At 46.8% G+C, this 14,514-nt stretch carries 17 protein-coding genes; 9 read left to right on the top strand and 8 right to left on the bottom strand.

The genetic code is table 11. From position 1 onward, the window contains the following. Nucleotides 1–29: 29 nt before the first annotated feature. Nucleotides 30–1,649, bottom strand: a complete 1,620-nt coding sequence (locus BKE30_RS02065; RefSeq protein ID WP_076877014.1) for an inorganic phosphate transporter — start codon at nucleotides 1,647–1,649, stop codon at nucleotides 30–32. A 190-nt stretch (nucleotides 1,650–1,839) separates the two neighbouring features. On the opposite strand from BKE30_RS02065, the gene BKE30_RS02060 reads away from it, so the two are divergent. The 5 genes from BKE30_RS02060 (at nucleotide 1,840) to BKE30_RS15795 (ending at nucleotide 7,258) form a co-directional block, all read left to right on the top strand. Beyond that, nucleotides 1,840–2,469 carry an alpha/beta hydrolase family protein gene (locus tag BKE30_RS02060; RefSeq protein ID WP_076877013.1) on the top strand — a complete coding sequence of 210 codons (630 nt, stop codon included), beginning with the start codon at nucleotides 1,840–1,842 and terminating at the stop codon, nucleotides 2,467–2,469. Between the two features lie 124 nt (nucleotides 2,470–2,593). After that, nucleotides 2,594–6,286: a methionine synthase gene (gene metH, locus BKE30_RS02055; protein ID WP_076877012.1), complete on the top strand. Its 3,693-nt coding sequence runs from the start codon at nucleotides 2,594–2,596 to the stop codon at nucleotides 6,284–6,286. Between the two features lie 79 nt (nucleotides 6,287–6,365). After that, complete coding sequence (locus BKE30_RS02050) at nucleotides 6,366–6,614, top strand: DUF6364 family protein (protein WP_076877011.1); 249 nt, start codon at nucleotides 6,366–6,368, stop codon at nucleotides 6,612–6,614. Beyond that, nucleotides 6,611–7,033, top strand: coding sequence for a PIN domain-containing protein (locus BKE30_RS02045; RefSeq protein WP_076877010.1), 423 nt, complete (start codon nucleotides 6,611–6,613; stop codon nucleotides 7,031–7,033). The genes BKE30_RS02050 and BKE30_RS02045 overlap by 4 nt, the downstream gene beginning before the upstream one ends. A gap of 18 nt (nucleotides 7,034–7,051) precedes the next feature. Further along, on the top strand, nucleotides 7,052–7,258 hold the full coding sequence (locus tag BKE30_RS15795) for a hypothetical protein (protein ID WP_143253627.1): 207 nt from the start codon (nucleotides 7,052–7,054) through the stop codon (nucleotides 7,256–7,258). 92 nt (nucleotides 7,259–7,350) lie between these two features. Here BKE30_RS15795 and def read toward each other — a convergent pair whose 3' ends face one another. From def to BKE30_RS02020, 5 genes are all read right to left on the bottom strand, one after another. Beyond that, nucleotides 7,351–7,830, bottom strand: coding sequence for a peptide deformylase (gene def, locus BKE30_RS02040; RefSeq protein WP_076877009.1), 480 nt, complete (start codon nucleotides 7,828–7,830; stop codon nucleotides 7,351–7,353). 109 nt (nucleotides 7,831–7,939) lie between these two features. Next, nucleotides 7,940–8,437, bottom strand: a complete 498-nt coding sequence (locus tag BKE30_RS02035) for a DUF2505 domain-containing protein (protein ID WP_076877008.1) — start codon at nucleotides 8,435–8,437, stop codon at nucleotides 7,940–7,942. Nucleotides 8,438–8,615: 178 nt separating this feature from the next. Beyond that, a complete protein-coding gene (locus tag BKE30_RS02030; RefSeq protein WP_076877007.1) occupies nucleotides 8,616–8,954 on the bottom strand; it encodes an FKBP-type peptidyl-prolyl cis-trans isomerase in 339 nt (112 codons plus the stop codon). A 10-nt stretch (nucleotides 8,955–8,964) separates the two neighbouring features. After that, nucleotides 8,965–9,522, bottom strand: a complete 558-nt coding sequence (locus tag BKE30_RS02025) for a hypothetical protein (protein WP_076877006.1) — start codon at nucleotides 9,520–9,522, stop codon at nucleotides 8,965–8,967. A gap of 37 nt (nucleotides 9,523–9,559) precedes the next feature. Then, the gene (locus BKE30_RS02020) at nucleotides 9,560–10,090 is read right to left on the bottom strand and encodes a YaeQ family protein (protein ID WP_076877005.1); all 531 of its coding nucleotides are present in this window, start codon (nucleotides 10,088–10,090) and stop codon (nucleotides 9,560–9,562) included. A 12-nt stretch (nucleotides 10,091–10,102) separates the two neighbouring features. Between BKE30_RS02020 and BKE30_RS15935 the strand changes: the two genes are divergently transcribed. From BKE30_RS15935 to BKE30_RS02000, 4 genes are read left to right on the top strand one after another with little or no spacing between them, the layout of a single operon-like run. Then, on the top strand, nucleotides 10,103–10,444 hold the full coding sequence (locus BKE30_RS15935) for a hypothetical protein (RefSeq protein ID WP_076877004.1): 342 nt from the start codon (nucleotides 10,103–10,105) through the stop codon (nucleotides 10,442–10,444). Then, on the top strand, nucleotides 10,444–10,953 hold the full coding sequence (locus tag BKE30_RS02010) for a YfiR family protein (RefSeq protein WP_158073146.1): 510 nt from the start codon (nucleotides 10,444–10,446) through the stop codon (nucleotides 10,951–10,953). Before BKE30_RS15935 ends, BKE30_RS02010 begins: the two co-directional genes overlap by 1 nt. Beyond that, a complete protein-coding gene (locus BKE30_RS02005) occupies nucleotides 10,950–12,248 on the top strand; it encodes a diguanylate cyclase domain-containing protein (protein ID WP_076877003.1) in 1,299 nt (432 codons plus the stop codon). Before BKE30_RS02010 ends, BKE30_RS02005 begins: the two co-directional genes overlap by 4 nt. Before the next feature lie 30 nt (nucleotides 12,249–12,278). Continuing rightward, complete coding sequence (locus BKE30_RS02000) at nucleotides 12,279–12,752, top strand: OmpA family protein (RefSeq protein WP_076877083.1); 474 nt, start codon at nucleotides 12,279–12,281, stop codon at nucleotides 12,750–12,752. Between the two features lie 190 nt (nucleotides 12,753–12,942). Here BKE30_RS02000 and BKE30_RS01995 read toward each other — a convergent pair whose 3' ends face one another. Beyond that, the gene (locus BKE30_RS01995) at nucleotides 12,943–13,791 is read right to left on the bottom strand and encodes a siderophore-interacting protein (protein WP_076877002.1); all 849 of its coding nucleotides are present in this window, start codon (nucleotides 13,789–13,791) and stop codon (nucleotides 12,943–12,945) included. Between the two features lie 40 nt (nucleotides 13,792–13,831). Further along, nucleotides 13,832–14,320: a PadR family transcriptional regulator gene (locus tag BKE30_RS01990; protein WP_076877001.1), complete on the bottom strand. Its 489-nt coding sequence runs from the start codon at nucleotides 14,318–14,320 to the stop codon at nucleotides 13,832–13,834. Between the last annotated feature and the right edge of the window lie 194 nt (nucleotides 14,321–14,514).

Genomic DNA, 14,514 nt, shown 5'->3' with positions numbered 1-14,514 from the left:
CAAAGCCGGGTATTTTTTTGCTACAACCATTAGACAAACTTTAGGAATAGCCAGTACAAGCCGCCAGACAGTGCAACCGTAGCCGGCAGGGTTAAAACCCAGGCTGACAAAATGGTACGAATGGTTGACCACTGCAAGCCGGATTTATTGGCTGCCATTGTTCCAGCCACTGCACTGTTAAGCACATGGGTGGTACTGACCGGCATACCCATACGATCAGCAATGCCAATCGTGGTCATGGCAACCAGCTCAGCGGCCATGCCTTGTCCGTACGTCATGTGTGATTTGCCAATACGCTCGCCCACCGTGACAACAATGCGCTTCCAGCCCACCATGGTGCCCAGACCCAGTGCCAGCGCCACCGCTACTTTCACCCAGGTTGGAATATATTGGGTCACCTGATCAAGGCCCTTGCGATAGCTATCAATTACCTTGCTATCAGACTCGCTAAGTGTTGGCATAGCCTTGTCTTTGTCCAGCCGCTTGAGTGCAGCACTGCTGAGGTACATGTCATTGCGCAAGGTGGCTACTGCATTGGCAGGCACTTTATTTAGGCTACCATAAGTTGCCACTTCTTCACCCACATGCTGGGATAACACCGCCAAAGCCGGAATAACCTGCGGATTAACCTGACGATCCTGAATATAACGGGTTAATGTTGCGCGGGCTGTAGCATCAGTCATGGCGGGAGTAGCCGGGGCCAATACCTGTACAGCCTGTTGGGATACAGCCACAAAAGACTGCACCTGTGTGCCATCCAGTGTTTTATTTAAGGAATATGCCAATGGTGCAATGCCAATTAAAATCAGCATAATCAGGCCCATGCCTTTTTGCCCATCGTTGGACCCATGCGCAAAGCTAACACCCGTACAGGTAAAAATCAGCATCGCCCGGATTCCCAGTGACGGTGGCTCATTCCCGACTGGCGGCTTGAATAACTCCAGACGTTTTTTGAAGAAGAACTTTAATAACAGGAACACCACAGCCGCAAAGGCAAAGCCAATCAGGGGTGAAAACAGCAGGGCTTTGCCTACCTTGATTACCTGTTCAATATCAACGCCACTGGTGCCATGGGCCGAATTGAGTAGCTGGTTCATCAGGCCCACACCAATAATCGAACCCACCATGGTATGTGAGCTGGATGCAGGAATACCAAAATACCAAGTGCCCAGATTCCAGGTAATTGCAGCTATCAGCAAGGCAAACACCATGGCAAAACCGGCACCACTGCTGACATTTAAAATCAGCTCAACCGGCAACAGTGCCAGAATGCCATAAGCCACTGCACCACTGGCAAACAGCACACCCAGAAAATTAAAGAAACCCGCCCACATCACAGCCACATGGGCAGGCATGGCATTGGTATAAATCACTGTTGCAACCGCATTGGCCGTATCATGAAAGCCGTTAACGAACTCAAAACCCAGCGCAATGATCAAAGCAGCCGCCAGCAAGGCAAAAGAAAACAGTGCCATTTGGGGAATCTGGGATAAATCTGCAAATAACTGACTGGCAATATAAATCAGTGCCACAGTAATGATGCTAAAGAACGCCGGCTTAAAAAATTTGGGAGGCGGCGTATCAACATTGCTTGAACTCAGGCTTGCTGGTGATGCCACTGGCTGCCCTTGAGACTCTGGATTGTGCATAGAGACGAATCTAATAACAATTTAATTGTGTCTATTTTGTGACACTTATATGACATTTACATGACAAATGCTGTAATTCCTGCGTTTTCCCGATCAAATGGCTGGTTTTTAGGCAGTTCCTTGCGTGATTAATGCCATTTAGTAGGCTTGTTGCTATGATGAAACCATTTTCTGGCAACCGAGCAACTGAATGTCTTCCTACCAAAACTGGCGTGCTGATGTCGCAAAAGATTATCAGGGACCAAAAATTGCATTGATTCATGGGTTGCTGGCAGGCAGCCATATGCAGCGTCATTTATTACAGTTTTTACGTGAAGCCGGTTATCAGGACAGCTCGCTGTATAGCAATCACCAGCGTCCAGCCATGGTTGCCCGTGATCTCATTCAGGCTGGCAAGGCAGGCCGTCCCATTGTACTGATAGGCTATAGTCAAGGTGGCAGTCAGGTGATTAAAGTCGCCAAAATACTGCAAAAGCACGGGATTGAATGTGATCTGGTGGTGTCACTGGCTGCGGGTGGACTGGGACGGCTATATCCGGCGCAATGGGGCTTTAACGTGCGCCAGATTCCAGCCAATATTAAGCGTTACCTGAATTATTTTGCTGCGGTGGATCACTTGGGCACTGACCGTAAATACCATCACAATCTGGCTGTTGCACCAAATTTCCATACCCATGTGGAAAATATTGCCTATCCTGCCAAAGCCAAGGTAGACCACCTGAGCATTGTGCGCTGCTATCCCAATGAACGCGTGATTCCAGAGGTGCGCAACCTGTTTTTAGAGCGCCTGCTGTATGAACTTTCAGCCTTGTCCGCATAGTTTTTGAAACGTCAGGTCTGATCTCAAGCCATATCTTGAGTGCAAATCTGCTAGAATATTCCCCTTTTGTTTTACCCTGCTTTGTTTCATCCTTAATCTGCCCTAGCCGCTGTCGGAGTTGTTGATGTCCACGCTTGCCACCCTCAAAGATTTACTGGCCAAACGAATTTTAATTATCGATGGCGCAATGGGCACCATGATTCAGCGCCACAAGCTTGAGGAAGCCGATTATCGCGGTGAGCGTTTTGCCGACTTCCCGCATGACGTCAAAGGCAACAATGACCTGTTGGTACTAACCCAGCCAGAGATTATTCAGGGCATTCATGCGCAGTATCTGGAAGCGGGCGCGGATATTATTGAAACCAACACCTTTAATGGTACGCGCGTTTCTATGGCTGACTATCACATGGAAGACCTTGTGCCGGAAATCAACCGCGAAGCGGCACGCCTGGCCCGTGAAGTCTGTGATGAATTTACCCGCAAGAATCCCGACAAGCCCCGTTTTGTGGCTGGTGTTTTGGGGCCAACCTCGCGCACCTGCTCCATTTCACCAGACGTCAACAACCCGGCCTTTCGTAATGTCACCTTTGACTTGCTGGTTGAAAACTATATTGAATCCACGCATGCCCTCATTGAAGGCGGTGCGGACATTATCCTGATTGAAACCGTCTTTGATACCCTCAACTGTAAAGCTGCCATTTTTGCCGTACAGCAGGTATTTGAAGAGATTGGCTTTGAGTTGCCGCTAATGATTTCCGGCACCATTACCGATGCCTCTGGCCGTACACTGTCGGGTCAAACCGCCGAAGCCTTCTGGAACTCGGTACGCCATGGCAACCTGCTGTCAATTGGCTTTAATTGTGCGCTGGGTGCTGATGCCATGCGTCCACACGTTAAAACCATTTCGGATAAAGCCGATATTTTTGTGTCGGCACATCCGAATGCTGGCCTGCCCAATGCCTTTGGCGAATATGATGAAACTCCAGAGGAAACCGCAGACTTTTTGCGTGAATTTGCCGAAAGTGGCCTGATTAATATTACCGGCGGTTGCTGTGGCACCACGCCCGAACACATTGCTGCCATTTATCAGGCGGTCAAGGATATTGCACCGCGCCAGATTCCGGAGGTTGCCCCAGCCTGTCGTTTATCCGGTTTAGAACCATTTAATATTGAAGCCGATTCTTTGTATGTGAACGTGGGGGAACGTACCAACGTTACTGGTTCAAAAAAGTTTTTACGCCTGATTCGCGAAGAAAATTTTAATGAAGCACTGGATGTTGCGCGTGAACAGGTTGAAGGCGGTGCGCAGGTCATCGACATTAACATGGACGAAGGCATGCTGGATTCGCAAGGCGCGATGGAGCATTTTTTAAAGCTGGTTGCATCTGAGCCGGATATTTCGCGCGTGCCCATCATGATTGACTCCTCCAAATGGGAAATCATTGAAGCGGGCTTAAAATGCGTGCAAGGCAAGCCGATTGTTAACTCCATTAGCTTAAAAGAAGGCTATGACGAGTTTGTGCAAAAGGCCAAACTGTGCCGCCGTTATGGTGCTGCCATTATTGTGATGGCGTTTGATGAAGATGGTCAGGCTGATACTGCCGCACGTAAACGGGAAATCTGCAAGCGCTCCTATGACGTATTGGTCAATGATGTGGGCTTCCCTGCCGAAGACATTATTTTTGATCCCAACGTGTTTGCAGTAGCCACAGGTATTGAAGAACACAACAACTACGCGGTGGATTTTATTGAAGCCACTGGCTGGATTAAACAAAACCTGCCACATGCCATGATTTCAGGCGGTGTGTCCAATGTGTCGTTTAGTTTCCGTGGTAATGAACCCGTGCGTGAAGCCATCCATGCGGTGTTTTTGTATTATGCCATTCAGCAAGGCATGACCATGGGAATTGTCAACGCCTCGCAACTGGCGATTTATGATGACATTCCCAAAGAACTCAAAGACGCGGTTGAAGATGTGATCCTGAATAAAAATCAGGGTGCATCAGGTAATGAAGCCACTGAAAGATTGCTGGATATTGCCGAAAAATACCGTGGCGGTGGCTCTACCGCAGCCAAGCCCGTGGAAAATCTGGAGTGGCGTAACGAAACCGTGGAAAAACGGCTGGAATATGCGCTGGTTAAAGGGATTACTGCCTTTATTGATGTGGATACTGAAGAAGCCCGTTTAAAGTCCAAACGCCCACTGGATGTGATTGAAGGCCCGCTAATGGCTGGCATGAACGTGGTTGGCGATTTGTTTGGCGCAGGGAAAATGTTCCTGCCGCAAGTGGTGAAATCTGCCCGCGTAATGAAGCAGGCGGTGGCATGGCTCAACCCGTACATTGAAGCCGAAAAAGAAGTGGGCAGTAGCAAAGGTAAAGTGCTGATGGCCACTGTAAAAGGCGATGTGCACGATATTGGTAAAAATATTGTGGGTGTGGTGCTGGGCTGTAATGGCTACGACATTGTGGACATGGGCGTGATGGTGCCCGCAGAAAAAATCCTGCAAAAAGCCATTGATGAAAAAGTAGATATTATTGGCCTGTCTGGCCTGATTACTCCCAGCCTTGATGAAATGGTATTTGTGGCCAAGGAAATGCAACGTCAGGGCTTTAAGATTCCGTTGATGATTGGCGGTGCAACCACCTCCAAAGCCCATACCGCCGTTAAAATTGACCCGCAGTATCACAATGATGGCGTGATTTACGTGGCGGATGCCTCGCGCGCCGTGGGCGTGGCAACTACCCTGCTGTCACCAGAAATGAAGCCTGCCTTTATTGCGCAAACCCGCGAAGACTATGAAAAAGTACGCGTGCGCCTTGCCAACAAGCAGCCCAAATCAGCACGTTTAAGCTATAGCCAAGCGATCAACAATGGGCTAAAAATTGACTGGCAGAATTATCGTCCGCCTGTGCCAAACCAGCTAGGCACACAGGTTTTGCGCAATTATCCACTGGAAAAACTGGTGCCTTATATTGACTGGACACCGTTTTTTATCTCATGGAGTCTGGCGGGCAAATTCCCCAAAATTCTGCAAGATGAAGTGGTCGGTGAAGCCGCGCGTGACTTGTATGCACAAGCACAAGCCATGCTCAAAGACTTGGTGGATAACAATAGGCTGGATGCCCGCGCCGTATTTACCCTCAAGCCTGCTGCCCGAATTAGTGCGGATGATCTGGTGGTGTATGACGATGAATCGCGCCAGAATGCCACACATACCTTCCATCACTTGCGCCAGCAAACCGACAATGTGAATCGCAAGCCCAATATGTCACTGGCCGATTATATTAGTCCAGTAGATTCACATGCGCAGGATTATCTGGGTGGCTTTACGGTATCCATTTTTGGTGCGGAAGAAATGGCGGTTGCATACCGCGCCAAGGGTGATGACTACTCGGCCATTCTGGTGCAATCTCTGGCAGATCGTCTGGCAGAAGCCTTTACGGAGCATTTGCATGAGCGCGTGCGCAAGGAATTCTGGGGCTATGTCAGCGATGAAGCACTGGACAATGACGCCCTGATTAAAGAACAATATGTGGGCATTCGTCCTGCTCCGGGTTATCCGGCCTGCCCGGAACATTCGGAAAAAGTGACGTTGTTTAACTGGCTGAACACCACTGATGCCATTGGCACACAATTGACCGAGCATTACGCCATGATGCCGCCCTCTTCGGTAAGTGGATTTTTCTACTCTCATCCAGAGTCGGATTATTTTAATGTCGGCAAGATTGGCCGCGACCAGTTAGAGGATTATGCCAAGCGTAAGGGCTGGAGCATTGAACAGGCTGAACGCTGGTTGGCACCGAATCTGGAGTGATTTTCGTTATTTGATCTTGTATGGTAAATTCACTTGACGTATATTAAATATTATTTTATACGTCAAGTGAGGTGAGATCATGCAAACCAAATTAACGTTGCGCTTAGAAGACGAACTCATTGAGCAAGCTAAAATTTATGCCAAGCAGTCTGGTAAATCAGTATCGCAATTAGTCGCTGACTATTTTTTGCAGCTTAAAAAACCACAACTCGGTGATAAAGCTCAGCTTCCACCAATTACCCAGCAACTGAGCGGCTTGCTCAAAAATGTTCATATTGAAAATGAACACACCGATTATAAAGCATATCTAGAAAATAAATACTTATGAAAGTGCTGTTTGATACCAATATTATTCTAGATGTATTACTTCAGCGTGAGCCATTTTTTGTACCAGCTAGCAAGTTAATGAGCCAAGTTGAACAAAAAAAAATACAAGGTTTTTTAGGTGCAACGACAGTAACTACTTTATTTTATTTAATGGCTAAAACATTAGGTAAAACTGCCGCTGAACAAAACATGAACTTACTGTTAAAATTATTTGAAGTGGCAACGATTGATAAATCAGTCATTGACTATGCACTATCTGCCAAGTTTACTGATTTTGAAGATGCTGTGTTATATAGTGCTGCCAAAACCGCTGGTTGTGATGCACTTGTAACACGCAACATCAAGGATTTTAAAAATTCGTCTGTTCCAGTTTATGCCCCTGAGGAATTGCTGGCGATTTTATCCGGCATGTTATCTTAAGCGTTAAAGGGAAATTTTATGTCTACTCAAGCATTAAAGAATAAATATCCACATTTACATAACTGGCTTCAAGATAGCCAAATCGAACTTGGATACGGCGAATATGATCATGTTTTTATTAGAATTACCGATGCTGGAGGCACTATTTGGGAAAGTGGCAATAATATACAACTCCCTGGAAGACGCTCTCACTGCTGCCAACACCGCTATAGCAGCATGGTGTGATGAAATTGGTCTAGAAATGATTGATGCATGGCCCAAATAGGTCATATTATATGCTACCACAATACAACAAGCTTATGATTAAAAAGGTTTTTTTATAACCGCTCCACAAACAACACCCCATCCAAATGATCCACCTCATGTTGCACAATGCGCGCAGGAAAGCCCTCATAGGTAGCTTCAACTGACTCACCGTGCAATGTGAAATAACGAACTATTATCCGTTGTGCCCGCGCTACAGTCCCACGTTCATCCGGCACACTCAAGCAGCCTTCTTCACCCAAGCAAGTCTCTTTTGAAAATTGCAAAATTTCAGGATTCACCATCACCACCGCCGCCATATCTGGTGCATCGGGATAACGCGGATTTGGCCGGGATGCCACAATAATCACGCGCTTGGACACATACACTTGCGGCGCGGCAATCCCCACGCCATTGCGCGCAAGCATGGTGGCCTGCATCGCTTGTGCCAGTTGCTCAAGCCACGGTGAATTAAATTCACTGGCGGCAACAGGTACAGCTTTAAGCGTCAGGATGATTTCGCCACGTTGCGCCACCGGTAAAACAGCACTCATTTAGTGTTTAACCTTTCTTTTTCATCTATGTGTTTTTAAGTACGCGGTTCAAAGCTTTATTTTTCAAATCCTAAAACAAAAAACTCTCCTTGCGGAGAGTCTTTACACATCAGGCCCGAAGCTGCTTTTTGGCTTCATCTTCAACAATTTCCAGTTCCAGCTGGGTAAACTTGCGAACTTCCCCCTCAGCATGTTTTTCCAGCATACCGCCAACCAACGGTACTTTTACTTTCACTGTCCACACCATGGTGATATTCAGTTTATCTTTATCACCTGTTACAGTCCGCTCCCCTTTTGCTTCCAAAGGCAGGTTGGCGCCCAGCTCAACGACTGAAGTCATTGCTTTTAGGTTGGTCACGTCTGAGCGCTTTAAGCGGAAAGCGTTTTTCAGCAATTTCTTGGCAATATCAGGAATATTCACGTCCAGATTATATTCACGGCGGAGTGTATAAGTATCGCCATTAATATTAGATTCCAGAATTTCCAGATTTTCTCCGGGAATGCGACGGCACACCGCTTCGTGCAGCGATTTATCAGCAGCCAGTCGTTTAAAGTCGTCTATTGAAATACCGTGAATGGTTGCATTGATGGTAAATTGATGTGCCATAGCAGAGTCCGTGTCATTTTTTAATGTATGTTAATATTCAATGAAGCTGAGTATTAAACACAAAAATTATATCATTAACTTTTGTGACCATTCCTGAAAATTTACTTAATTTTCAGCTTATATCGATACTACCCTGCTAAAAACTTTGTTAAACCGGTTAGCTTGACCGTCGACATACTTAATCATCCCTTGTCAGCACTTCCAGCAGCTCAATCTCAAAAATCAGGTTGGAATTCGGTGGAATTTTGCCAATCTGGCGTTCGCCATAGCCTAAGTGCGCAGGTACAACCAGTTTGCGTTTGCCCCCAACTTTCATACCCATCAGGCCCTGATCCCAACCCTTGATCACGCGGCCAGTGCCAATCACACACTGAAATGGCTGGCCTTTGTTCAGCGATGAATCAAATACGGTGCCATCTTCCAGCCTGCCCGTATAATGCGTGGTAATCAGCGCCCCCTTTACACAGGTTTTGCCAGTGCCTTCCAGCAGATCGGTCATTTGCAGTTCAGTGGTCATGGAGATACTCCTAGCAATCATCCTGAAAAAATGTATAACGCCATAGTTTACCCTTGTTAAATTCAAAACTATATTGCGTTAAGCCGCCTTCCTGCTCAAATGTATATTGATGGGAAGCGTTCAACTCATACATTCCGCTATAGCGTTTTAAAAATTCCGGTTCTGTCGTTTGGCCAGAAACGGGCTTACCCAGCAGCATGATACTGTTGTGCGAATTATTAAAATACAACGTCTGTACTTTAAGCGTTTGTTCATTCACCTGAAACGAGCCATAGTCCAGTAACTGAGGAAAATCCTGTCCGTTACATTCATCATAACCTTGTGACAGTAACTTAATCGGCTTACCCAGTTGCTGATACACCGCAGCCAGTGAGCTTAAATTCTTAAATGCTTTGCCGTTAATTACCGGATAAATGCCCTTGGCGGCAATGAGCGGCTCAATCCCAGCCGGGTGTTTTTTATGCTGCTGGCTTGGTGCTGCCCATGACACTCCCAAAGCAAGCAATAAAGCCACCGGAAGTGCTACACCAGCTCGCAGCATTTTTACTGTTTTTTTGATGTTACTCATAGATTGATTATATGGCTTGATTAGGCGGCTTAATCAGTTATTTTAAGGCAATCCACTCTACAGGCACGCTACCTTTATCACTGGATAATGTCCATTCACCATCCATGATATTCAATTGCAATTGCATGGTGCGCTCACACAAGTCCTGAATAGCCTGTGTGGTGGCCAGTGACAACTGCCATACACTTACGTTACTCATAGTGGCCAGCTTACTATTGCGCTTCCACCATTCATCCACTTGCGTGCCGTAAGCAATCACAGCGACTTCGGGACAGCGGGCGCTGGCTTTTTTGACCTTGTTTTCATCCGGCAAACCCACTTCAATCCATTTTTCCAGCTGGCCGGTCAGGTCTTTTTGCCATAGGGCGGGTTCATCCGTTTCAAATAAATCCTTGGTAAAGCCAAGTTGTTCATCGGCAAAACGGGCAAAGGCCAGAATACGTATCATAAGCCGCGCAATGGTTTCTGAAGGATGCTGGGCCAGTGTAAGCTGGTGACTGGCATAATAGTGGCGATCCATATCGGCAATTTGCAGGTCAGCTTTATAAATGGTTGCTTTAAGGGCCATTGGAAAAATCGTATGTTGCCAAAAATTGCCGCCAAGCATAGCGGATCAGTTCAAAATAAGCAGGATTTGCCAGAAAATAATTTGTTTATGGCGTTATTGCCATATTTTTTTAATGGCATCCGTACAATAATTGCGCTGGTTTTAGCGTTCCAGTCTACTGTGCTTGTCATCAAAACAGATTATGATGGCGTCTTATTTTGCTTAACACATTGTAACAATGCCCGGGTATGGAAATCCTTAATTCAGTTAAAAGGTACTGCTGTGCCTTGCAGGCTGCTGCCTGTAAAACAGCTTATTGTTGTGCCGTCCCGTTGCGTCGGGGTCTGGCATGCCAGTTTTTTATGGCGCTATTGATGATGGGATATTTTACTACGGTTAGTGCCACTACACCGCTTCACAGCGAGGCAAAGCAGGCGCTAAAAAGCGAAGAGGTCGCTCGGATTGTTCTGGGCATTTTAAGTTATACCAAATGGCAACCAGCCAGAAACCCCGTGCAGCTGTGTGTGGTAGCCCCTACACAATATAGTGCTGTACTGGAGTCGGCTGTTTTACCCGAGAAAACTTTGAAGATAGTCACCTTACGACAGGAATACGATATTAACCGTCTAAATACCCAGTGCGATGTCATTTATTTTGGCGAAATTTCACCGCAGCAACAGCAAAAGGTATCTGGTAGCAAGGCTCATCCGGTGCTCACCATTAGTGAAGCCAATCCAGACTGCGAGCTGGGCAGCATGTTTTGTCTGGATACCACTGCATCACCCGTTACATTCAAGGTTAACCTGGATTCACTGGCCAGAAGTGGCATTCATGTTAATCCCAATGTGCTCTTACTTGGTCGCAAGAAAAAGGTAGCCCCATGACAGCTGCGCATTCGCAAGGCCAGTCTCCAGCCAAGGAGCAGCCCAAGAATCAACAGAAGAATTCCAAGCACTCGCAGCCCAGCTTGCAACGGCTGTTCAGGAATACCCATCTGCTGGTTTTGCTAATGACCTTGCTGGTTTCGGGTACTTTACTGTCTGTGGTATCGTTTGTCTCGCTCAACAGCTATGCCCAAAAAAACCTGCAACTGATTGCCAGTACGGTGAGCTACCGGGTTGAGGCTGGTGTGGTATTTAATGACCGGCAGGCCGTACAGGACACCATTAACCAGCTTACCTATCGTGATGAATTTAATGAAATCCGCGTTCTGGGCAACAAGGGCGAAACCATTGCGCAGCTCAAGCCTGAAGATCATGGCTCGCTGGATTTTATCAAGCACACCTTTAACCAGTGGATTTTTTCTAAAACGGTGACTGAACCCATCATGCATGATGGCCAGCAAATTGGACTGGTCTGGCTAAAAGGTAACTCGGCCGGCATTATCAACTTTCTGGGCCAAGTATTGCTGGGCCTTCTTGGCTGCCTCATTATTACAATAATTTGCGTAAGTTACTGTTCACTGCGCACTCACACCTATATTGTCAACTCGTTTAAAAAAATCACCAATGTGGCCAATCTGGTACGTGAACAACGGGCCTTTAACCTGCGTTTGCCCCCTGCCAAAATCCGTGAACTGGAAGACTTAAGTCAGGACTTTAACAGCCTGCTGGATGAAATCGAGCGCTGGCACCAGCACATCAAGGCCGAAAATGACACCTTGCTGCACAAAGCTACCCATGACAGTTTAACTGGCCTTGCCAACCGCAGTTATTTTGAAGCCCAGCTGGATACCCTGTTTGCACAGGCGCAGGACAGTAATCCCATGGCGCTGCTGTTTATTGACAATGACCATTTTAAACAGATTAACGATACCTATGGTCATGCTGCGGGTGATCATATTTTAATTGAAATGGGTAAACGACTGGTGGCACGCCTGCGCCAGAATGATTTTGTGGCACGGCTGGGCGGTGATGAGTTTGCAGTGATTCTGCCTGAAATCCATGACAAGAAAAATGCCATTGCTGTCGCCGAAAGTATTCTGTCCGGTGTAGAAGAACCTGTCATTTTACCGACAGGCGAATCTGTCAATATTGGCTTAAGTATTGGTATTGCGCTGTCCTCCCAATGCAAGACACCAGAACAACTGCTGGCCAAGGCCGATGCTGCCATGTATCGCGCCAAACTGGTGCCAAACAATAGTTGGTCTTTACTCAACAATGCCGTATTTAACCCTTAAACCCTGATGTGGCCCAACAAGGAAACTTCCATGAGTTTGCTTAAAACACTTAGTCTGGTACTTGTATTTGCTGTACTGGCTGCTTGCCAGACCATGCACGGGCTAAATAAAAAACAGATTAAAACCCTGCAACAACAGGGATTCATACTTACTGATGACGGCTGGTCCCTGGCACTGCCCGAGCGCCTGCTGTTTGCCAGCAATGAATCTGCCATTAAGCCGGAAACCCAAGCCAACTTAAAAATTTTAGCCCAGCAACTACAACAGGTAGGCATCCTGCGCCTGAATATCAATGGCCATACCGACAGCACGGGCATAGCCGAATTTAATCAGGAACTTTCTCAAAAACGGGCAGCGACCGTGGCTATGGCTCTTTTTGCCGGTGGCTTGCCCGCCACGGAAGTTCACACGCACGGCATGGCAGACAAACAGCCCATTGCCAGTAATGACACGCTGGAAGGCCGTGCTGAAAACCGTCGGGTCACTATTATTGTTGTGCCTTAGCTTACCTAGGTATTGCAATTTAGGTTATGCATTAAGCGGTTGGAAATTCAATATTGTGGCAGTTTCAATAACGTAGGCCCCTATTTAACCCAACCCTATTTAACCCGGCCATGTTTAACCTGACCATAAAAAACCTTTTTATATGATCCGCATTAACAAAAGTTTTTTATGGCCTGCTTAACTGAAAGCTTTATTCATCTTCCAGTACCTGATGCGAATCGCTTTTGCCCTGCTGCCAGTAACCTGCTGCCTTGATGTAATTTTTATTCACACCATATTCCGCAATCAGGGTTTTGCGCAATTGACGCGCCACGCTGGTTTCTGCAGCAATCCAGGTATGAAAATCCTTAATTGGAAACGGCGCATGTTTCAGTGCCTGCAAAAAAAGGTCAGCTTGCCCCATAGGTTGGCCCATGCGCTGTAACCACAGGATTTCGGTATCCTGTGGGCAATCCCAGCTCAACTGATCCTGCAAGCAATCCACTTCGGCAATGACCAGCACCTGCGCATCCCGGGGTAGCTCCTCCAGACGGCGGCCAATGGCAGGCATTGCGGTTTCATCGCCAATCAGTACATAACCTGCAAAATCCATGGGAATAACCATAGAACCGCGTGGCCCGCCAATACCCAGTATATCCCCTACTTTGGCCTGTCTGGCCCAGTCCGAAGCCGGGCCTGCCTCATGTAATGCAAAATCAATGGTCAGGCTAAGCTGGCTGGTATCAAAATAGCGCGGGGTGTAGTCCCGCATGATTGGCTTTGGCCCCTCACTGGCTGCAATGCCCTGCCCTTCCACTTGTGGCAGTATCAGTTGGCCGCTTTGTGCATCCGGAAAAAATACTTTGACATGATCATCAAAACTGGCACTGGTAAAATCGGCAAAATCACTTCCTGTCAATACGAAACGCCGCATGTTGGGGCCAAGTTCTTCAATGTGCTGTACGCTGGCCGTGCGCAACTTCAGCGGATGGCGAACCCGGTACGCTTTACGTGGCTCCCTGTTGGGGTCATTTTGCAGGTTCAGGTCGTTCTGTTGCATATTTTTACCTCTGCTATGTTTAGAGCGGTTTTTAAATGATTTACAGTTGTTCAATTTGACGGACAGCATGGTCCAGAATTTCGGTCAACTGGCTGGCCTGTACCGCAGTTAATACTTCATTACCAAGCTTGAGCCGCACAGCCAGCTTAAAGTTTTCAATAGCGCGTGTTACTTGCACCGGCTGCTTGGCACGCTGGCGAACCCGGGCAAAAATATGCTCAACCCGTAGGGATTCATCAGTCAACAGTTTCTTGCCGGCTGTTTGTATGGCATAAACCTGCTTTTTATTTTCATCCAGCGCGGTACTTTCAGCGCTGATTAAGCCTTGGTCTACCAGTTGATTTAACAAGGGATAAACCATACCTGCGCTTGGGCGATAATGACCCGACGTAAGCTCCTCAACAGCTTTAATCAAATCATAGCCATGACGCGGTTGTTCATTAATTAAGGTAAGCAGCACCAGACGTAAACCACCATGACCAAAACCACGCTGCTTACTGCCTGCGGGTAAAGCCGATTCAGACACCATTAGATTGGCCTTATTTTAATTTAGATATAAAAAAGATATATCTAAAATTAATTTTAGACAAGTTAATTTTTGCTATTTAGTTAGCATTTTTCTGGTTATTATTAAGTTATCCTGTAAATAACAGTGGGTAAATAACTCAAAAACTTACAATATTGCTTTCATTATAATGAATTTAAATTAACAAAATGGAAGAT

The sequence above is a fragment of the Alkanindiges hydrocarboniclasticus genome, assembly GCF_001982605.1.
GTDB classification, from domain to species: domain Bacteria; phylum Pseudomonadota; class Gammaproteobacteria; order Pseudomonadales; family Moraxellaceae; genus Alkanindiges; species Alkanindiges hydrocarboniclasticus.
The sequence above is the reverse complement of the archived record's forward strand: the minus strand, read 5'-3'. Positions and strand labels throughout refer to the sequence as shown.